This window comes from Shewanella putrefaciens (genome assembly GCF_016406325.1).
GTDB classification, from domain to species: domain Bacteria; phylum Pseudomonadota; class Gammaproteobacteria; order Enterobacterales; family Shewanellaceae; genus Shewanella; species Shewanella putrefaciens.
In genome coordinates, this window is record NZ_CP066370.1 from 3,397,276 (window position 1) to 3,418,260 (window position 20,985).

General features: G+C 45.8%; 17 protein-coding genes. 6 read left to right on the top strand and 11 right to left on the bottom strand.

All coding sequences use genetic code 11. The features are described from left to right. Positions 1–106: 106 nt before the first annotated feature. The 3 genes from rlmC to JEZ96_RS15225 form a co-directional block, all read right to left on the bottom strand. Positions 107–1,276 carry a 23S rRNA (uracil(747)-C(5))-methyltransferase RlmC gene (gene rlmC / locus JEZ96_RS15215; RefSeq protein ID WP_011788268.1) on the bottom strand — a complete coding sequence of 390 codons (1,170 nt, stop codon included), beginning with the start codon at positions 1,274–1,276 and terminating at the stop codon, positions 107–109. A 76-nt stretch (positions 1,277–1,352) separates the two neighbouring features. Then, on the bottom strand, positions 1,353–2,528 hold the full coding sequence (locus tag JEZ96_RS15220) for a glycerol-3-phosphate dehydrogenase/oxidase (protein ID WP_014611219.1): 1,176 nt from the start codon (positions 2,526–2,528) through the stop codon (positions 1,353–1,355). Positions 2,529–2,633: 105 nt separating this feature from the next. After that, positions 2,634–3,140: a MarR family winged helix-turn-helix transcriptional regulator gene (locus JEZ96_RS15225; protein ID WP_011788266.1), complete on the bottom strand. Its 507-nt coding sequence runs from the start codon at positions 3,138–3,140 to the stop codon at positions 2,634–2,636. A gap of 134 nt (positions 3,141–3,274) precedes the next feature. Between JEZ96_RS15225 and JEZ96_RS15230 the strand changes: the two genes are divergently transcribed. The 3 genes from JEZ96_RS15230 to JEZ96_RS15240 all read left to right on the top strand — a co-directional run bounded on the left by JEZ96_RS15230 (position 3,275) and on the right by JEZ96_RS15240 (position 5,619). Next, complete coding sequence (locus JEZ96_RS15230) at positions 3,275–3,700, top strand: organic hydroperoxide resistance protein (protein ID WP_025007595.1); 426 nt, start codon at positions 3,275–3,277, stop codon at positions 3,698–3,700. A gap of 227 nt (positions 3,701–3,927) precedes the next feature. After that, entirely contained in the window at positions 3,928–5,349 is a 1,422-nt protein-coding gene (locus JEZ96_RS15235; RefSeq protein WP_011919895.1) for a cytochrome c biosynthesis protein, read from the top strand. A gap of 84 nt (positions 5,350–5,433) precedes the next feature. Continuing rightward, complete coding sequence (locus JEZ96_RS15240; RefSeq protein ID WP_011788263.1) at positions 5,434–5,619, top strand: hypothetical protein; 186 nt, start codon at positions 5,434–5,436, stop codon at positions 5,617–5,619. 116 nt (positions 5,620–5,735) lie between these two features. On the opposite strand, the gene JEZ96_RS15245 is transcribed toward JEZ96_RS15240, so the two are convergent. The 5 genes from JEZ96_RS15245 to JEZ96_RS15265 all read right to left on the bottom strand — a co-directional run bounded on the left by JEZ96_RS15245 (position 5,736) and on the right by JEZ96_RS15265 (position 13,466). Continuing rightward, positions 5,736–7,472: a hypothetical protein gene (locus tag JEZ96_RS15245; RefSeq protein ID WP_011788262.1), complete on the bottom strand. Its 1,737-nt coding sequence runs from the start codon at positions 7,470–7,472 to the stop codon at positions 5,736–5,738. Positions 7,473–7,726: 254 nt separating this feature from the next. Continuing rightward, positions 7,727–8,512 carry a monofunctional biosynthetic peptidoglycan transglycosylase gene (mtgA, locus tag JEZ96_RS15250; protein ID WP_025007594.1) on the bottom strand — a complete coding sequence of 262 codons (786 nt, stop codon included), beginning with the start codon at positions 8,510–8,512 and terminating at the stop codon, positions 7,727–7,729. A 582-nt stretch (positions 8,513–9,094) separates the two neighbouring features. Beyond that, positions 9,095–9,877 carry a phosphoadenylyl-sulfate reductase gene (locus JEZ96_RS15255; protein ID WP_061782940.1) on the bottom strand — a complete coding sequence of 261 codons (783 nt, stop codon included), beginning with the start codon at positions 9,875–9,877 and terminating at the stop codon, positions 9,095–9,097. Next, positions 9,870–11,567: an assimilatory sulfite reductase (NADPH) hemoprotein subunit gene (gene cysI / locus JEZ96_RS15260; protein ID WP_025007593.1), complete on the bottom strand. Its 1,698-nt coding sequence runs from the start codon at positions 11,565–11,567 to the stop codon at positions 9,870–9,872. Before cysI ends, JEZ96_RS15255 begins: the two co-directional genes overlap by 8 nt. A gap of 99 nt (positions 11,568–11,666) precedes the next feature. Beyond that, positions 11,667–13,466 carry an assimilatory sulfite reductase (NADPH) flavoprotein subunit gene (locus JEZ96_RS15265; RefSeq protein ID WP_061782941.1) on the bottom strand — a complete coding sequence of 600 codons (1,800 nt, stop codon included), beginning with the start codon at positions 13,464–13,466 and terminating at the stop codon, positions 11,667–11,669. A 420-nt stretch (positions 13,467–13,886) separates the two neighbouring features. Between JEZ96_RS15265 and JEZ96_RS15270 the strand changes: the two genes are divergently transcribed. Then, the gene (locus JEZ96_RS15270; protein WP_011788257.1) at positions 13,887–15,413 is read left to right on the top strand and encodes a Re/Si-specific NAD(P)(+) transhydrogenase subunit alpha; all 1,527 of its coding nucleotides are present in this window, start codon (positions 13,887–13,889) and stop codon (positions 15,411–15,413) included. 11 nt (positions 15,414–15,424) lie between these two features. After that, entirely contained in the window at positions 15,425–16,909 is a 1,485-nt protein-coding gene (pntB, locus tag JEZ96_RS15275; protein ID WP_011788256.1) for a Re/Si-specific NAD(P)(+) transhydrogenase subunit beta, read from the top strand. A gap of 107 nt (positions 16,910–17,016) precedes the next feature. Here pntB and JEZ96_RS15280 read toward each other — a convergent pair whose 3' ends face one another. The 3 genes from JEZ96_RS15280 to hldE all read right to left on the bottom strand — a co-directional run bounded on the left by JEZ96_RS15280 (position 17,017) and on the right by hldE (position 19,903). Then, on the bottom strand, positions 17,017–17,496 hold the full coding sequence (locus tag JEZ96_RS15280) for a TetR family transcriptional regulator (RefSeq protein ID WP_011788255.1): 480 nt from the start codon (positions 17,494–17,496) through the stop codon (positions 17,017–17,019). 152 nt (positions 17,497–17,648) lie between these two features. After that, complete coding sequence (locus JEZ96_RS15285) at positions 17,649–18,476, bottom strand: hypothetical protein (protein WP_025007592.1); 828 nt, start codon at positions 18,474–18,476, stop codon at positions 17,649–17,651. Further along, the gene (hldE, locus tag JEZ96_RS15290; protein ID WP_011919901.1) at positions 18,473–19,903 is read right to left on the bottom strand and encodes a bifunctional D-glycero-beta-D-manno-heptose-7-phosphate kinase/D-glycero-beta-D-manno-heptose 1-phosphate adenylyltransferase HldE; all 1,431 of its coding nucleotides are present in this window, start codon (positions 19,901–19,903) and stop codon (positions 18,473–18,475) included. The genes JEZ96_RS15285 and hldE overlap by 4 nt, the downstream gene beginning before the upstream one ends. A gap of 103 nt (positions 19,904–20,006) precedes the next feature. Between hldE and JEZ96_RS15295 the strand changes: the two genes are divergently transcribed. Then, on the top strand, positions 20,007–20,933 hold the full coding sequence (locus JEZ96_RS15295; RefSeq protein WP_082785942.1) for an LpxL/LpxP family Kdo(2)-lipid IV(A) lauroyl/palmitoleoyl acyltransferase: 927 nt from the start codon (positions 20,007–20,009) through the stop codon (positions 20,931–20,933). Positions 20,934–20,985: the final 52 nt, after the last annotated feature.

Below are 20,985 nucleotides of genomic sequence, written 5' to 3' on the forward strand. Positions count from 1 at the left end.
AACGTGTTGACCTAACGTATTAAAGAGTATGTCACTAAAAAGACATTTTGATGAAATACATAAAAGATGCCACTGACGTCACCGACAACCAGCACCATTGATACTGTTAATCCTTCACTAACATGGCTAATACTTCGAAGTGATCTGTGTGCGGAAATAAATCAAACAGTTGCACTTTAGTTAAGTGATAACCTTGAATGTGCTCGAGATCTTTAGCTAAGGTCTTTGGGTTACAACTGGAATAAAGAATCGCCCTAGGCGCAAACTCGCTTAAGGATTGACACAATGCCTCTCCAATCCCGCGCCGTGGCGGATTGACAATAATCAAATCGGGCTTATCGGCGGCGTTTTTGCCCTGAGCAAAATCAGTTGAATCAAGCGCCATAAATTGCACCTTCTCAAGCCCCATCAAGTTAGCCGATATTTGTGCACAACTAATGGCCTCTGCTTCAATTTCAATGCCTGTAAGCGCGATATCCTTAGTCGCACAGTGCAAGCCAAAGCCACCGACTCCGCAAAAGAGATCCCAGAGCGACTTAGGAGCAAACTCAGCAACCCACTCACGGGCTGTTTGGTATAACTGCGCAGCGACTTGAGGATTGGTTTGGAAAAAACTTTTAGGTCGAATAAACAAAGGCACATCGTTAAAACGCTCTTCGAGGCGGGTATTTTCAGTTAAGAAAATTTCCTCATCCCCCTCAAGGATCGCCATATGAATAGGCTGAATATTGACTGAAACCACGTTAATTTGTGGGTATTCGGCCAGTAATGTAGGCAATGCTCTCTCGATACGCTCAATACTATTGTGCGAGCGCAATACAAAACGCAGTAGATATTCGCCGCGAACTTGGCTACGCGTTAGCAGAATAAACTTAAGCTCACCCTTCGCTTTATCAACACGATACGGCGGAATACCCGCCTGCTGTACAAATTGCGTTAAACGGTGCAATAACTTTTGCATATCAGATGGATAGAGTAAGCAATCACAAAGACTTACCGCCTCACCACTTGGACTAACAATCCCAAGTACAGGTGCATGAGCCGCACCTAACACCACCATTTTGGCTTTATTGCGAAAAGCCGTCGCCTCGCCAGTCACTGGAGGGTAAAAAATAGCTGCAGATGGTGCCACAAATGGTTTGAGTAATTGCTGTAATTCTAGGGATTTAGCCATCAACTGTTGCGCCATAGGCACTTGAATATGGCGACAGGATTGACACTGACCTCGATTAAAATAACCACATTGCTCGACGGTATTTACAATAACAGCGCTCACGGCAGTTCCTAGATATCAATAAAAAGCGCCACACTGTAGCGTTTTTACAGGTAAAAATCACCCAAAGTCACGCGATTCAGCTCAAAGTGAGTGAGTCAACATCGGCGATAGGTTGACGTTTACCTATAGCACGCTCAATCCATTCAAGCACTTCTTCAGAGGAACTTCGAAAAGTCGTTAACTTACCGCCATATAAACTTAAGATACGTGGATGGGATCGTGATGTTTGCATCAAGGTGTCCCGCGGGCGCTCAAAAGCATGACCAGTTTGTTTAGGTAAGACTCTTACACCACAAAATGTGCCGATTATCTTCGCGTTAAGTGCATTGATGTCAGGTGCCAGTGGGAAATAATACCTATAGATACCGAGGAGATAATTCACCTCAGATTCAGTCACTTTTAGAGGTTCATCTAATGAGCTAAGTTGAGTTTCCGTTGTGCCAACCAAGGTCTTACCATACCAAGGCATCACAAAAATGACCCGTTTATCGAAACAAGACTCAAGGTATAAAATACCATCGAGCGCGGGGATATCGAGTAACAGATGGGCCCCTTGCACCCAGTCGAGCTCAACACCCGCCAACGGAGGTGACACTTTAGCGATGACCTCATTCACCCAAGGGCCTGCGGCATTGATCACTAAACTCGCCTGCACTTGCTGAATATCGCCTCTATGACGAAAACTCAACTGACAACATTGAGCTTGATGCTCGAGCCCTAAAAACTCGGCTTCGGCATAAACCTCGGCACCCAGAGTTTGAGCACTGCGCGCTACAGCTTGGGTCAACAATTTATCATCGGTCTGCGCATCCCAATATTGGAATACTGCTTTTAATCCAGAAAGTTTTAACCCCTTAAAACGGTGCCAATGCACGGCGGGAACGGATTTAAATTGCCCCAAGGCATCGAACTCACTCAAAAGCGCATACAAACTCAGGCCAGCCCGTATCGTTAAGGGACTTCGTTGACTGTCGTCATAGACAGGAATGTAAAAAGGAACAGCTTTGACGAGGGTAGGCGCAAGCTTGAGGAGATTACGCCGCTCAAGCAAAGACTTACGAACTAAGTTAATTTGCCCGGTTTCTAAATAACGCAAACCACCGTGGATAAGCTTGCTGGAGTTAGCCGAAGTTTGCCCACCAATTTCCCCCTTTTCAATTAAGAGCGTCGAATAGCCTGCCGCTGCCGCATATTGGGCAATGCCTACGCCGCTAATCCCGCCACCAATAATGGCGATATCAAAAGAAGCCATAAATATCCCCTAAATAATGCTGCCATAACCAACGCATCCATACGTTACACCTTGATGATGCTTTGTCGCCGTTAGGCTTTAATATGGCAATCGGTTGAATTGGGATCAAATATCTTGGTCAACACTGGCATGTAATTGCTTAAGGGCTTTATCACAAAGTGCTTTTAAGGCTTTAAGCTCACTCAACTCGCCCCCCACTTTACAACGCATTAAATGGGGAATGTCACTCGCTTGAGATTTAAGTGCGATGCCCTCTGGCGTTAAATCCAATACTCGCACCCGCTCATCTGACTCACTGCGACCTCGGCGCACTAATCCTTTCGATTCAAGACGTTTAAGCAAAGGTGTTAAGGTGCCTGAATCGAGAAACAGTTTATCTCCTAAGGTTTTAACACTGATCCCCTGTTCTTCCCATAGCACTAGCATCACCAAATACTGTGGATAGGTTAAATCCAACTTATCCAATAAAGGACGGTAGGCTCGTACCATCGCATTGGCGGCACTATAGAGTGAGAAACACACTTGATGCTCTAAACATAAAGCATTGTCTGAATTAGTATTTTCACCAAGATCAGTGGGATAAACTTGGAGATGAGATTCATGTATCGGCATCTTGAGGCTCAGAAATCAAATATATTGCGCACAATATACTTGCATTCACATTAAAAATCGAATTATAGTTAGACACAATTAGATTGCACACAATCAATTAACTCATTCAATCCGAAACTTGAAAGGTCAATACGATGAAAACACTTTATGAAACACGTGCAACAGCAAAAGCGGGTCGCCAAGGTCAAGTCAGTACTGATGATGGCTTACTCGATGTCGCCCTTGCTTATCCTAAAGCCATGGGAGGCAGTGGGCTTGCCACCAACCCAGAGCAACTCTTTGCCGCAGGTTACGCGGCCTGTTTCTCTAATGCGGTCTTACACGTTGCTAAAATCGGTAAAATTGAAATTACGCAAGCCCCTGTTAGTGCCGTTGTAGGAATCGGTGCAAATGAAACGGGCGGTTTTGCTCTTACGGTTGCTTTAGAAGTCAGCTTAGATTTGCCGCAAACGGAAGCCGAGGCTTTAGTTCGCCACGCCCATCAAGTCTGCCCTTACTCTAACGCGACTCGAAACAATATTGATGTGAAACTCAGTGTCAACGGCACAGAATTAAACTAAGTAATCAGTATCATCCCTACCATAAAGCACCATTTTGGTGCTTTATTTTTATCCCGATAAGCTCAAATACAGCCAAAAGAAGATCTGCCAGAGTTCCCAAAAAATGCTTAATCGCGAGTTAAGTAACACTTCTTATTATCCAATTTAATCAAATGAATGGAATTAAGTAGAGTAAGTGCTAATTTAACCGTTCTATGATCCACTAACCCACATTTGTGGGAGGCGCTATGACAAAATACCTATCAAGATTCTCTTTTCTCTGTTCCCTCATGTTTGCGCTACTCTTTATCAGTCCAAGTTGGGCCAACACAGATACGCCAAACACGGATAACACTTGGCACTATGTGAATGAACAGGGCGAACTCAAAATAAAGCTCTATTTTTTCTGGTCAAAAACCTGTCCGCACTGTGCAGAAGCACATCCTTTTATCGACTCATTGCCACTAAAGTATCCTTGGATAGAACTTGAGTCTCATATGATATCCGCAAAAGGCGTGCAAGATATTTGGCAAAATATCGCTTCAAAAACAGCGACTGAAGCGCGTTCAGTCCCCTATATGGCAAGCTGTGAAAAAGCGATCGTAGGCTATTCCAGTGAAGCGGTAACAGGAGAGTTTCTCGTTAATCGGTTGAAAAATTGCTATTTATCACTGGGCGGAACACTGAGTGAGGCGGATATGCCCACCAAAGGGGTTGCGAGTACATCTGCAAATACAGAGAGTAATGAGCCACTTTTTGGCACCTGTGGCAGCGATACTGGAAGTGGTACTTGTGATGCAACTAGCCTTAGCGAACCCGAGGTTCAACCTGTCGAATTGCCATTAGTGGGTGTTGTCACCCCAGAAACTATGTCACTGCCCCTACTCACACTAGTGCTGGCAGGTGTCGATGCCTTTAACCCTTGCGCCTTCTTTGTTTTGCTATTTTTACTGTCAATCATGGTCAATGCAAAGAGCCGCAGCCGTATGTTATTAGTGGGCGGCATCTTTGTGTTCTTCTCTGGTTTTATTTATTTCCTGTTTATGACCGCATGGCTCAATATCTTTAAGCTACTCGGTGCTGGCAGTGATGGTGGCATGATCATCTTCGCGGCGGGTTGTTTAGCGTTAATCGCGGGTGTCATTAACGTGAAGGATTACTTTTTCACTAAGGGAGACGTGACCCTATCTATGTCGGCGGAGAATCGTACTAGCCTGATAAAACGTATGGGGAAACTCTCTAATTCAAGCAGCTTGGGCGCATTGATTTTAGGCTCGACTGTACTGGCCATTCTAGCTAACACCTATGAACTGTTATGCACTGCAGGTTTCCCGATGATCTATACCAGCGTGCTATCTATGCATAACCTGCCCGATTTTGAGCGTTATATGTATTTGGTTTTATACAATGTTGTCTATGTGATCCCACTGGCAATTATTGTTATCGTATTCAGTGCTACCTTAGGTAAGCGTAAGTTAACTGAAAAAGAGGGCCAAACCTTGAAACTCATGTCAGGGGTGATGATGTTTGGTATGGGTGTCGCCCTCGTTATCGACCCTACGTCGCTGCAAAATGTTGGCCTCGCGCTAGGATTAATTTTAGGCTCACTTGGGGTCACGGCCATTATTGTAATGAGTAGAAAATTCCTTGGCTCTAAGAAGGCTGGCTAACAAATGTGCAAAACAGGGCAAATTCAGCTAAAGTAAATCCTGAGTTTGCCGATAGACAGGACTGGCTCATCACTGAGGTTAATTATGTCAATTTCATTAAACACTCAAGCAATCACACCTAATCTAGAAAATGGTGCTATTGGAGTTAAAGTCGCTCAATTAGCCAAAGAGCAGCAAAAGGTTGAAGGGCAGATTGCGGTAGATTTAATTCAAGCCGCAACACCGCAACCTGTTGGTAATACTGGCCACAATATCAACACAACAGCCTAGTCCTTAGTTTCTTAAGGATAAATAAAAAAGCGCCTTAATCAGGCGCTTTTTTTATGGCAATTGACCCGTCATAAATAGCGTTGACACTTTTCAAACGCATTTAGGAGTGTAATGACTTACTTGTTATCGCTGGTCTTTGAATTAACGACAGAACCTAAAACGATTCCCTGCTTATTCACGTCAAAACTCATTTGAATCCGCATATTGTAATCTTTTAGCATTTGCACTTCTTCAGGGATTGGCTCACCACTCATTTCTAACAGCGTAATGACCGGCGTAAACATCTTGCCATAGTCTGCTGAGAGGCTATACATGCCATTGGCCGACAATTTTTCACTCGCCAATTTGTTTGCAAGCGCTAAGCCTTTATCACCACTATAAACCACTAAATGCTGACCTTTGATGGCCAACATTGGCTTAATGCCTAATTCAGGTGGCAACATCAGTAATGGGGATAAATCAGTAGCATCACCATTCTCAGCAAGTTGAACCTCTGCCAACATAGGCGCAAATGGCTTCACCATATTAAATAACATTGCGGGATTATCGGCACTTAAACTCACTAAGGCATCTAAACTCTCTAGCTGAGGTTCAGACTCTTGCGTCCCCATTTTGTAATCGAGTAATGAAACACTCATGCCTTTTACGCCATTCGCCATCCCCGTAAACATACCTAGCATAGCAGGGCTTTGTTGGCTCAGTTCAGCTTGCAAATCGGCCAATGGTGCGCATGTTAATTGCGGTTTTTGTAAATCATCCCACACGGCAGTCAGTGATGGTGCAACTTCGTTAACATCAAAACCCAGTCCAAGAGAGAAAATAGTGCTATCAATATTCGCTAAATGAGCAGGGATAAAACCACGCATTTTTTGCAAAGCGGTAAGGATAGGCTGGTTTTTCGTTTCCACCACAAAGGAAGCTGCCATATGGCTTTCTTTTTCCGTCACAGAAAAAGCCGTTAAACCAGCAACTGTCCGTGGCCAATTGCCAGCAATCGCAGTTAATTCAGCACGACATTCTGGCGTTCTTATTTCAGCTAATGGATCTTCACCGTTGTTTTCATCGGCAAATAACTTAGTTAGCTGCTTAGAAAGCATATTGCTATCGGGTGAGGTTAAGGCTTTTACAATTTCCACATGGTTGATAAAGCTAATGCTATCATCCATAAAACCGTGGGTTTTAATGATCTCTTGCAACATACCTGATGCAGCCAAAGATTGTGGCGCTTTCTTCAATCCTAATGCCATTTCTAATAATTCAGGTTCAGTCACTGAAGTACTAAAAGTCACAGTAAGAATGCCATCTTTATGGGCAAATAGCAGATCCGCCTTTTCAGATGAGCTCTCATCGGATAATGCATAGGCGCGGTAATCAACACCACCAATCTGACGCATTTCATGGGTAACACCACTGTCTTTTTCGGCTTTATCTAAAACAGCCCAAAATGCAGCGACTTGATCCACATCGATTTTAAGGACAGGTAAGGCACCTAACGTATAAAAATAAGGTTTGATTTCATCTGGAAAACCAAAGGTTTTAAGCAGTAAGGCAGGTTCTTTAATTCCTTCCATATACTGCTGATAAACGCTGACAAAAAACTTGCCCATTGGGTTGTCTAATTCGCCTAACTCAGCAAAAACATCCGTTGGATATTGCTGATAATTTCCAGAAATAGACTGTAAATACGCTTTTAACGGGAATGGCTTTAATTGGCCTGAAAACACCGGTGTGTCAGCAGGCACATAATCAAGCAACGGATTTGCAGAGACACTAGAGCTTGTTCCATGCTGAGTGTACCAATACGCGCCTGCACCCGCTGCTATAATTGCCGCGGCTATCACAATCTTTTTCATCTAAAAACTCCATTTAAGTACATATAATTTTGTCAGTAATACCCTTAGGTATTTAAAAGCACATTCACGTTTACACCTGTTCGATAAAGGCAATGTAAAACGAAAAATCAATTGTCCTCCGTGAGTAACAATAAATATTGCACTCTTACAAGACGTAAAATTTGCCCGATAATTTAGCATTAATCAAGGCTATTGGCTAACAGCTAAGATTTAGTCAGTAAAAACAATTAAAAAATAAACTCGATTAGTTCTGCTTATTCAGCACCGTGTACTTTATTAAGGGTCACTTCACCAAGTTGACGCATTTGTTTACGGATCCAAGCTGATCGCTGTTCAACATAAGATGAAGGAGGAGAAACCTTATAGCGCCATGGATTAGGTAGCACGGCAGCAAGTAAAGATGCCTCATAACGGGTGAGTTTTGCAGCAGATTTGCCAAAGTAATACTGAGCGGCAGCCTCTGCCCCGTATATACCAGGGCCAAATTCGACAATGTTTAAATACACTTCAAGAATGCGTGACTTATCCCAAGTCAGTTCCATGAGTAGGGTGAACCAAGCTTCTATTCCTTTACGCAAAAAACTGCGGCTAGACCACATAAATAGATTCTTCGCAGCTTGCTGACTCAGCGTACTGGCACCGCGTACCTTACTCCCCTTCTGGTTATATTCAAACGCAGCGCTGATTGCGGCTAAATCAAAACCCGTATGATCCGCAAATTTTTGATCTTCTGCGGCAATCACCGCCAACTGTAACTCAGGGGAAATTTGCCCAATAGCCCGCCATTGATGACGAACCTCAGTGATAGTGGCAGGCGGAAACAAAGCGCGTTCAATTCGCCAAGTCCACATAGGCGGATCGACAAAACGCAAAAAGACGACGATAAAGATCGAGCTTAACCACAGCCAAAATACAATCTTAACTAACCAAGAAATTAAGCGCTTAAAGCCACGCTTACCTGGCTTGGGGGCGGGATGATTGGTTCTATTAACTCGGGGATGATTGACATGATCCCGCATCGCATACAAAGGTGCGGTCATTTATATCGTCTCATTAAAAAAATCATTAATATTAACTTGTTATTTAAACAGATGATTAATCCATTCTTCACGACTTCACTCAAGGCGATAAAAATAGCCGCTCAGAAACAAACGATTATATTGTCACAACCTGCGCAATAAGCCGAGTCAAAAATGGTAATGGGCATATAGGAACGAAAAATTAAGGAATGATAAACCAGTTAACGTCTAAGAACACACTGGATTCAACCTCGGCAGCTTTGACAGCAGCTCGCCGAGGTGAAATAACCGATTAACGAGCGCTAGCAAGCCAATCAAATTTATGCAGTAAAATCTCCCAAGACTATCTATGGGGACTTCAAAATATAGTTCATACCCAACAAATTGTGCATAAGTCTGTGAGTAAAAATGTACAATTTTTTTTCAACAACAGAAACACATTGGTTAACTATATGAAAATCAATCTAACTCACTTTAATGACGGCAGAATGACAACCCAAATTTTGTAACTATTAATTCGCTTCAAAATCAAACAATAAAAGACCATAAATAAAAACACCCCGAGCAAAATCGAGGTGTTAAGTTTTTAACTCAATAAGATAGTTAGATTTCGTAGTGCAGACCACACTCACGTTTTAGGCCATTAAAGCGGGTTTCTTCCTCCGTCATGCCTAATTCGAGTGGTTTACTCGAATGGGTATCCCCCACAGAAACATAGCCTTGCTCCCAAAGTGGATGGTACGGTAAGTCAAATTGCGTCAAATAGAGGTGCACATCTTTATTCGACCATTCGATAATCGGCAGTAACTTAAAGCGTGTGCCATGAATTGCCAGTATCGGCAGCGCCTCACGGGTACTGGCTTGACTGCGTCTCAGCCCTGCAAACCAAGTGCCGACTTCAAGCTCGGCTAAAGCGCGTTGCATAGGCTCAACTTTGTTTAAACGGTTGTATTGCTCTAGCCCGTCTAACCCTTGCTCCCACAACTGACCAAAGCGTGCCTCTTGCCATGCCGATGTCATCACTGCTTGATACACTTTTAAATTCAGCGATAAACGCTCGGTCAGTTCATCGATAAACTGATAAGTCTCAGGGAATAAATAACCCGTATCCGTGAGGATAACCGGAATATTCGCCTGTGCCTGACTCACCATATGCAGCATCACTGCGGCTTGGATCCCAAAGCTTGAGGACAGTGCGTGATTACCGGGCAAATAAGTTAAGCCCCATAGCACTCGCTCTTGCGCGCTCAGTCCAGCTAAAAACTGATTGATACGCTCAAGCTCTATCGCTTGCTCAGCCTTTGGCGCACTCAATAATGCCTTGAGTTCGGCAGCGCTGACCACAGTCGGCACTTTATCACTGGTTTTATGCTCAAGATCAACCATGAAAATCCTTAGCGGCATCGATCACCGCCTTCACTACGCCCACGCGGACGGTGAAGTTACCAAAGGTTTCGCCTGCATCACGCTCAACGGCGTAGCGGCCAAACAGGGCATCCAATTCGGCGAGAATGTCCGCCTCTTGGATATTTTCTCTGTGCATCTTGTTCAGGCGAGTCCCTTCAAAGCTTGCACCTAAATACAAGTTATAGCGACCCGGCGCCTTACCCACAAGGCCAATTTCAGCGGCAAATGGACGGGCACAACCGTTAGGACAACCTGTCATCCGCACCACAATCGCTTGCTCGCTAATGCCGTGTTTTGCCTGCAGCGCATCGATATGATCGATAAACTCAGGGAAATAACGCTCGGCTTCCGCCATCGCTAATGGACACGTCGGCAACGCCACACAGGCAATAGAGTGACCGCGGGTTTGTGTCAACACTTGGCCAAGTAGACCGTGTTTGCGGGCTAAGCCTTCAATGGTGGCTTTATCTTCCGCCGCGACGCCTGCGATGATCATGTTTTGATTCGAGGTCATGCGGAAATCGCCCTTGTGGATCTTAGCAATTTCACGCAGCCCCGTTTGCAACGTTTGGCCCGGTAAATCTTTAATACGACCGCTTTCGATAAATAAGGTTAAATGCCACTTACCGTCAACGCCTTCGACCCAACCATAACGATCGCCGCGATCGCCGATCACAACCTCGCGCTTAGGTTCAAATTTCACCCCAGCACGGGCCTCGACTTCGGCTTTAAACTTCTCATAGCCATGGTCGACAATGGTGTATTTAAGGCGTGAACGCTTACGATTAGAGCGATTACCCCAGTCGCGTTGCACTGTCATCACAGCTTCGGCAAATTTCATCACATCTTCAGTTTTGATAAAACCAAAGTCGTCAGCCAGACGTGGGAAAGTTTCCACTTCGCCATGGGTCGAGCCCATGCCGCCGCCCGCAGTCAGGTTAAAGCCAACTAGCTCGCCATTTTCGGCAACAGCAATAAAGCCTAAATCGTTGGTGTAAACATCGACATCGTTGTCGGGAGGAACCGCAACCGCCATTTTGAACTTACGTGGCAGATAGGTTTTGCCATACACAGGTTCGACGGTTTCATCTTCGGTGGTCAGTAACTTTTCTTCATCTAACCAAATTTCGGCGTAGGCGCGAGTGTGTGGCAGCAGATGATCTGAGAGCTTTTTCGCCACCGCATAGGCCTGCTCGTGCAGTTTAGATTCCACCGGATTGGGGTTACACATCACGTTACGGTTAACATCACCACAGGCAGCAATCGAATCCAGCGCCTGCCGATCTAAGTCTTGAATAATGGTCTTTAAGTTACGTTTAGGAATACCGTGATATTGGAAGGTTTGACGGGTCGTCAAACGAATGCTGTTCGAGCTGGTGAGCGTCGAAGCAATTTTGTCCACGCCTAACCATTGCTGCGGAGAACAAATACCGCCAGGTACACGGGCGCGCAACATAAAACTATATAAAGGTTCGAGTTTTTGCTCTTTACGTTCGTTACGTAAATCGCGGTCATCCTGCTGATAGAAGCCATGAAATTTGATCAGCTGCTGATCGCCATCGCTGAAACTGCCTGTCACAGAAGAATCTAAACCTTCTTTGATGGTCCCGCGCAGGTAATCACTGTCGGTCTTTAGGTATTCGTTTAACGCTAACTTTTGCTCACTCATGGCAACTGCCTCTTAAAATTGGGTTCGCTGGCTGCACAGGTCATCACGTGTGCAGCTTTGGCTATTCTTATGCGTTTCTTATCTGCGCAACGGTTGAGATTAATACACGTCTTTTTGGTAGCGTTTATTGCTGCGCAGGGTTTCAAAATAGGCTTCGGCAGCTTCGGTATTCAAACCACCGACTTCGACTGCCACCTCAATCAAGGCTTGGTGAACATCCTTTGCCATCCGCTCGGCATCACCGCAAATGTAGAGATGTGCGCCGTTTTGCAACCATTGCCACAGGGCTTGGCCTTGTTCTTTAATGCGGTGCTGCACATAAATCTTATGGGCCTGATCGCGGGAGAACGCTACGTCGATACGGCTGAGATCGCCATTTTTCAAATACTGTTGCCACTCGGTTTGATACAGGAAATCCTGCTCAAAGTGTGGATTACCGAAGAATAACCAGCTATCACCTTGGATCCCTTGTGCTACGCGCTCCTGCATAAAGGCACGGAACGGCGCAACCCCCGTGCCAGGTCCAATCATGATCACCGGTGTTTCTGGGTTTTCGGGTAAACGGAAGTGCTTATTAGGCTCAACATAAACCTTAACTTGCGTGCCTTCCTGCGCTGAGGCTAAGAAGTGTGACGCGCCGCCAAAACGTGCCGCGCCGTGGCGCTCATCTTCCACTAAGGCCACCGTTAAGTGGACTTCTGTTTCAACTTCGCTTTGACTTGAGGCGATAGAGTAAAGTCTTGGCGTTAATGGACGCAGTAGCTCAAGCAGTTTTGCTGCATTTAAGGTTACTGAGTTATTTGATAACGGATACTGAGTGACTAAATCGGCAAATTGATGCTTAAGGATAAAGTGGCGCACTTGTTCTTTATCTTCGCTCAATGCCAGCAGTTCAGCGCTGCCGCTCAATTCGGCCCAAGCTTTGACTAATCCAGGGTATAACTGGGTCAATTCTTTCTTATCAACTAAGGCTTGCTTAAGGGTCAAAGATTCTTTTTCGACAACCACTTGCTCATCACCTAAGAGTGACAGTGCAGTTAAAATCTCCTCAACTAAGGCTTCGTTATTACTAAACCACACACCGAGGGCATCACCCGCTTGATAGGTTAACCCTGAGTCGCCAAGGTCAATTTCAACATGGCGCACGTCTCGGTCCGAACCGCGACCAGTAATTTTCTGGCTCACAAGCACTTCGGCGCTATAGGGGTTTTGCTTAGTAAATTCACTTTCGCCAATCGCTTTGGCCGTGCCGATGGATACCACACTGGCGGACGAGGTTTCGATCAGCGGCTTAACGGCCTCTAATACATCGGCGTGCCACTGACCCGCGGCAGCTTCATAATCCATATCGCATTCAATCAAAGGTAACAGTGACTTAGCACCCAGTGCTGCTAAGCGGGCATCGAAGTCTTTACCTGTTTGGCAGAAGAACTCATAGCTAGAATCCCCCAACGCGAGCACTGAGTAATGTAGATTGTCTAACTTAGGGGCACGTTTCGATGCTAAAAACTTGTGTAATTCAATCGCATCATCCGGCGCTTCACCTTCACCATGGGTGCTGACCACCAGCAAAAGCACAGCTTCTTGCTTTAATTGGCGAACATTGTATTCGCCCATAGAAGCCAGATTGACCACATAGCCTTGGGATTGTGCCTTCTCGGCAAGCGCCTTAGCCACACCCCGGCCATTACCCGTTTGGCTGCCATAGAGAATCGTCACAGTTTGAGCCGTTTGCGCCTGCGCAACAGGCGCTAATTGACCCGCATTGGCAGTTGCAGCAAGATAGCCACTCACCCAAGCCAGTTGCACTGCACTTAACTCAGAAGTGAGTTGTTTTAGCTTCTCGACTTGTCCTTGAGACAATGGCGAAGCTAGCGATGAAAGTTCTTTTAACAACATGAGACGGCCCTATGACAGTGTAATGTCCACCAGCTTATCGTGGTTTAAGAAAAGCAAAAAAGAATAAAATTTGATTTTTAATTCCATTTTGGAATATACAAAGGGCAAAATTTAAGCTACAAAAGTGTGCGCTGGTTAAAAGTTTTTGATACGACCAGTACAGAAACGACTCGCTTGAGAAATATGCGCTTGTGTCAAACCAAAGTCTTGCCACAATGGTATGAGCCTGCTGTACAGTGACCTCTGTTGCTCGCTGAGAAGTTTGTTTTGAAAGCACAAATTTCACACTCAAGATTTAATGCACTAACTTGCCGCAATCAAATAGACGAGTTAACTCTTGTTGCTGCCTAGCCCTACCTAGGTTTAGCGCAGGGGAAAGTACTCAGGCAGAACGATTATATAAACCACCAGGGAGTAGTCATGCAGATTGGAATACCGAGAGAGAGTCTCGCCGGTGAAACTCGGGTCGCCGCGACCCCTGCCACCGTTGAGCAGCTTAAAAAGCTCGGCTTTGAGGTTGTTATTGAGGCCAATGCGGGTCAACTGTCAAGCTTCGATGATGCGGCCTTTGAAGCTGCGGGCGCGAGTGTAACTAAGGATGTCTGGCAAGCGGATCTCATTTTTAAGGTCAATGCACCAAGCGATGTTGAAATTGAACAAATTAAAGATGGTGCGACGTTAATCAGTTTTATTTGGCCCGCTCAAAATCCTGAGTTGGTTGAGAAGCTATCTAAACGTAACATCAATGTCATGGCAATGGACATGGTGCCACGCATCTCCCGTGCCCAGTCACTGGATGCCCTCTCCTCGATGGCAAATATCGGTGGCTATCGCGCCGTTGTTGAGGCCGCGCATCAATTTGGCCGTTTCTTTACTGGTCAAATTACTGCTGCTGGTAAAGTGCCTCCCGCCAAAGTATTAGTGATTGGTGCTGGTGTAGCTGGCCTTGCCGCCATTGGTACAGCGGGCTCACTAGGTGCTATAGTGCGCGCCTTCGATACCCGCTTAGAAGTGGCCGAGCAAATCGAATCCATGGGTGGCCAGTTCCTTAAACTGGATTTTGGTAACGAAGAAGGCGGTTCATCGGACGGTTATGCTAAAACCATGTCGGACGAATTTATCGCCGCCGAAATGGCGCTGTTTGCCGAGCAAGCCAAAGAAGTCGATATCATCATCACTACTGCGCTGATCCCTGGCCGTCCTGCACCTAAGCTCATCACCAAAGCCATGGTCGATAGCATGAAGAGCGGCTCTGTAATCGTCGATTTAGCCGCTGCGACGGGCGGTAACTGTGAATACACCCAATCGGGCGAGCTATTTATTACCGCTAACGGTGTAAAAGTCATTGGTTATACTGACCTTCCCGGTCGTCTACCGGCGCAATCATCACAACTTTACGGCACTAACTTAGTCAACTTGATGAAGTTAATGTGCAAAGAAAAGGATGGCACAGCCAGCATCAACTTCGATGATGTGGTCATGCGCAATATGACGGTGATAAAAGAAGGTGAAGTGACCTTCCCACCACCGCCGATTTCAGTCTCTGCTGCGCCAGCAAAACCTGTCGCAAAAATCGAACCTAAGAGCACAACGCCAAAAGCTCCCTCAAAACTGAAATATGTGCTCGCCGCCTTAGGTGCGCTAGGATTCGCCGCTGTAGCATCGGTTGCACCGCCAGAGTTCCTCTCTCACTTCACCGTTTTTGTGTTGTCCTGCGTGGTTGGCTATTACGTAGTGTGGAACGTATCCCACTCTCTGCATACGCCTTTAATGTCAGTGACTAATGCTATTTCAGGCATTATCGTGGTCGGCGCCCTACTGCAAATCGGTCAGGGTTCAACTTTGGTCACTGTACTGGCATTTATCGCCGTGCTGATCGCCAGTATTAACATCTTCGGTGGCTTTACTGTCACTCAGCGTATGCTGAAGATGTTCCGTAAGGGTTAAGGGGGTATAACGTGTCTCAAGGACTGGTAACAGCAGCTTATATCGTTGCCGCCATTCTCTTCATCTTCAGTCTCGCAGGACTGTCGAAGCAAGAAACGGCAAAAAATGGCAACTTGTTCGGTATATTAGGTATGGCAATCGCCCTATTGGCGACCATTTTCAATCCTGATACTAATGGTATCGCATGGATCTTAATTGCCATGGTAATCGGCGGTGCCATTGGTATCCGTCTCGCATTAAAAGTTGAAATGACTGAAATGCCAGAGTTGGTGGCCGTACTTCACAGTTTTGTGGGCATGGCCGCGGTATTAGTGGGTTTTAATAGTTTTATCGACTTACATCCACAGGACGTTTCACAGGTCGTGGTTGCCGTAGGTGGTGATATTAATACCACGCTAGCGGCAGTGCAGGATGCCCTTACTAAAGCAGCCGACACCGCCAGCAAAGCGCATCTCACAGGCGCTATGCTTAATATTCACTTGGTCGAAGTCTTCCTCGGGATCTTTATCGGTGCGGTCACCTTTACAGGTTCTATCGTGGCCTTTTGTAAGTTGCGCGGACTGATTTCTTCTAAACCGTTAATGCTGCCACATCGCCACAAACTCAACTTAGTCGCCGTGCTAGTGTCTTTCGCACTCATGGTGTACTTCGTTCAGACAGGCGGCACTATGCCTGCACTGCTACTGATGAGTCTAATTGCCTTCGCCTTTGGCTGGCATTTAGTGGCATCGATTGGCGGCGCGGATATGCCAGTGGTTGTGTCTATGCTGAACTCCTACTCTGGTTGGGCAGCGGCAGCGGCGGGCTTTATGCTATCGAACGACCTCTTAATCGTAGTCGGCGCCTTAGTGGGTTCATCGGGTGCTATTCTGTCTTACATCATGTGTAAGGCGATGAATCGCTCGTTCATTTCTGTTATCGCGGGCGGCTTTGGCACTGATGGTGTAGCCTCATCTGGTGATGAAGAAATGGGCGAATACCGCGAAACCAACGCCGAAGATGTGGCGGAAATGCTGAAAAATGCAACCTCGGTCATCATCACTCCAGGTTACGGAATGGCAGTGGCACAGGCACAATATCCTGTTGCGGAAATCACTCAAAAACTACGTGATCGCGGCGTGAAAGTGCGTTTTGGTATCCATCCTGTGGCTGGCCGTTTACCCGGTCATATGAACGTACTGCTCGCGGAAGCGAAAGTCCCCTACGATATCGTGCTCGAAATGGACGAAATCAACGAAGACTTTAAAGACACAGATGTCGTGCTCGTTATCGGCGCAAACGATACGGTTAACCCCGCAGCGATGGAAGATCCTGGTAGTCCCATCGCAGGTATGCCAGTACTCGAAGTGTGGAAAGCGCAAAATGTGATTGGCTTTAAGCGTTCGATGAACACAGGTTATGCCGGCGTGCAAAACCCACTGTTCTTCAAAGAAAATACCCAAATGCTATTTGGAGATGCTAAAGCCAGTGTTGAGGCGATTCTAAAAGCCCTGTAACAAGTGTTTTTCAATCCAGTAAGGGGAGCTATATCGCTCCCCTTATTTTTTAATCTCAAGCGTAAAAAAGGAGCCATTCGGCCCCTGTTTTACACCAATCAGATGATTTATGCCGCTTTAGCGATATCAAAGTTTGATAACAACATCATAGCAGTACGGCCCAATAAATGATTGATTGTACGATCGCCCGCTAAGCCTAGCTCTGAAATCGCTTGCTGACGAGCGGAACTCACCGCTCTAAAGAGGGTGATTTCATTATTTGCACCACCACAAAGACTAAAAAACAGTCTCAATACCGCACGATAATGTTCTTCCTGCATTGCCTGCATCCATGATGTTTCCAATGCCTCTTGGCTAGAAAAATCCAGAGCCGCAACAAATAGATTGCCAATACGACTATCTAAACGAACCAGAAAATCGCTTTTGCGCGGAAAATGATGACTAATGCCTGTACGGCTAATACCCGTAGCTTCAGATAACGTAGTATAAGACATTGTCTCAAAGCCAATAGTCAAAATCTGCTTTAACGCTTCATCCATAATTTGATTAATGGTTTGCTCAGTTTGTACCCGCGAGCGTTTAGCCATAGTAAAGTCCCCTTCTTCTTTTTCTGGGCGCAGAGCTTACCAAAGCATCTCAGGGATTACTGCTATCTAAAGGACTAAAACGAGTGTATTTCACTTTTGTTCAGCTAGGGTTCAGTTTTAAACAGGGGGTTTGGCCTGTTTTATTTACATATTCACAACATTGAATTTTGTACCAACCAGTCATGGGCTTTTTCTTCTCCCATAAGCAAAATGAAGGTAGGTTTTAAGTAAAGGCCAAGTTCGGATTTACGCCAAAACAGGTATTCAGGAAGGGATTGCAGAACACTCCCCCCAAACGTTCGTTGGATTAAACTCGAATACTCATTCAACGTTCGAGGTTCTAATTGGTCAATTTTAGGATAAAAGTCTGCCAAAAAATCTCGATAACGAGCATATTGTCCAACCTGTGCCGGGCTGTATTTATTTAACACTTGTATCATCATTGGCGCACTCCAATGGGACATATTATGCGCATTTGTTAATGCGGCAAGATTACGCCTATGGTATTGCTGCCATGCAAGGGCAAAGTTATTATTTTCCCTCGCTATGCGCCAAATTAAATAAATATCAGCTAAGGATTCATGCTGATAAGTACTTAAATCATTTGGTAATATGCTTCCTTGCAGAGCAATGTTCTCAAGGTGCCCTAACTCGTGCCATAGCGTTAGCAGCGACTGTTCTCTCAGATCTAACTGGTAGGTCACACCGTCAATATTGACCACTTCTATTTGGGGTGTTTCTTGCTTATTTACGAGGATTAATCCAGAGAAATGACTATCATCAACAGGTATCACCATAGCACTTCTAAAACCGATATCACGCTTGAATTGCTCAAGCGTATCGGGTAACTGTGTTCGCACAGATGCCGGAAGTGTATCGAGACATTTGTTTAACGCCGACAAAGGACAAATTAAAGCCTGCTTATCCGCGATAGGCACCCAAGACAGGCTTGAAACCAATGTCAGAACAATTAAACTCACTGATTAGCCATAATATTTTGGATAATGGCCGTTGTTGAAATACCATCTTCAAACCCAAGTACTTGTACTTGACCACCAGCGGCAATCACTTCAGCGCCACCCGCAATATCTTCAATTTTATAATCGCCACCTTTGACCAAGAGATCCGGCAGCAATCTGGCGATGATCCGCTGCGGCGTATCTTCACTAAAAGGCACCACCCAATCGACAGAAGCTAAGCCTGCGAGCACTGCCATACGACGATCAACCTGATTAACTGGACGGCCTTCACCCTTGAGGCGTTTAACCGAGGCATCATCGTTTACTGCGACAATTAAACGATCACCCAAGGCTTTAGCCTGCTTTAAGTAGCTCACGTGACCCGCATGCAAAATATCGAAACAACCATTGGTCATCACCACACGTTCACCGCGCAGTTTGGCTTGCTCTAAGGCGTAGGCAAGCTGATCTTCACTCACCACACCAAAACCCGATTCTCCATGGTGCAAAGCTAAGGCTTCGATAAGCTCGATACGACTCACGGTTGAAGTGCCAAGTTTTCCGACCACCACACCCGCAGCCGTATTTGCAATAGCACAAGCTTGGGGTAAATCGGCCCCTGCGGCTAATGAGGTTGCTAAGGCCGAAATCACAGTGTCGCCAGCCCCCGTCACATCATAGACTTCGCGGGCAACGGTTGGGATGTGTAATTCAGGCGCATTAGCAGTCACTAAGGTCATGCCCTTTTCAGAGCGGGTCACTAAAATGGCATCGAAATGATGTTCTTTGAGTAAACCACGGGCTTTTTCTAGTAGATCGGCTTCAGAGGTCACCGTACCCACAACAGCTTCAAACTCGCTCATATTTGGGGTAATTAGTGACGCGCCATGATAACGACCAAAGTCACTGCCCTTAGGATCGACTAATACCATCACACCTTTCGAACGCGCTAAGGCAATAAAATCTCGCGGCTGATCGATAGCGCCCTTGGCATAGTCGGACAACACCACCACATCGACAGAGTCGAGTAAGGCTTCGGATTGCTTAAGTAAACGCACGCTGTCAGCCTTGTCGAAGGCTTCTTCGAAATCGAGGCGAATAAGCTGCTGATTACGTGATAATACCCGCAACTTAGTGATAGTTGGTTTATCCGCAATACTTAACCATTGGGGTTCAACCCCTAAGGTTTGCACACCGAGTGTTAAGGCTACGGCGGTATCATCTTGGCCAACGAGCCCTGCAAGCTGGACTTGGCCACCTAAGGTTGCGATATTGAGGGCCACGTTGGCCGCGCCACCCGGTCTGTCTTCAACCTGATTAATCTTCACTACAGGTACGGGTGCCTCAGGGGAGATACGTCCCGTAGGGCCAACCCAATAACGGTCTAACATCACATCGCCGACGACTAACACTCTGGCTTTTTCAAATGCTGGCAGAGAAACCTTCATAGCGCTCTTATCTTCATGCAGAAATTTAACCGTGATTGTACCTAATTTTCAGTAAAAATTGAGTTAGAATAAGCAGTAATTTTCAAAACGAGTGAGTATTTTTGTGGTCGAGAAAGCCGAATTTTCATCTTCTTTATATCATCCCAAGCATTGGCCCATGTGGTTTGGCGTATTTTTGATGCGTTTAACTCAGTTTCTACCACTGTCTTGGCAGATGAAACTGGGCAAGGGGTTAGGTCGCTTAGTGATGAAATTTGCCGCTGGCCGCACCCATACCGCACGCCGCAATTTAACCCTTTGCTTCCCAGATATGTCTGAAACTGAAAGGGAAAATCTGCTCAAACGTAACTTTGAAGAAACGGGTAAAGCCATTTTTGATACGATTAATGCGTGGTGGTGGTCCGATGAAAAAGTGCAACAACACATGAGTATTAAAGGCAAAGAATACGTACAAGACACACTCGATGCCGGCCACGGAGTCATCCTTTTTGCCGTGCATTGTTTACCGCTAGAAATGGGGGCACGTATCTTTGGCCAATTTCAACCCGGTGTTGGCGTTTATCGCCCACACAATAACCCAGTCATGGAATATCTGCAGGTCGAGGGGCGTTTACGTTCCAACAAAGGTTTGGTCTCTAAACGGGATTTACGCCAAATGGTGCGCTGCCTACGTAATCCAGATGTAATTTGGTACACAGCCGATCAGGACTTTGGCCGTTCAAGTGCCGTATTTATTCCCTTTTATGCCATGCCTGATGCGGCAACGATTACGGGCGCGACGACCTTAGCCAAACTCGGTAAAGCTAAAGTGCTCCCCTTTTTTGTAGAGCGTACTGAAGGTGATGAAGGTTATCGAATTGAAATCATGCCACCGCTGGATAATTTCCCCGGCGAAGATGAATTAGCTGATGCCATTCGCGGTAACAAGATTATCGAGTCCATCATAGATAAAAACCGCGCCCAATATATGTGGTTGCATCGCCGCTTTAAGACTCGTCCTGATCCCTCTGATAAATCTGTATATCAGTAACCTAACACACTTTTTAACACAAAAATGCCAGCAATTAAGCTGGCATTTTTTA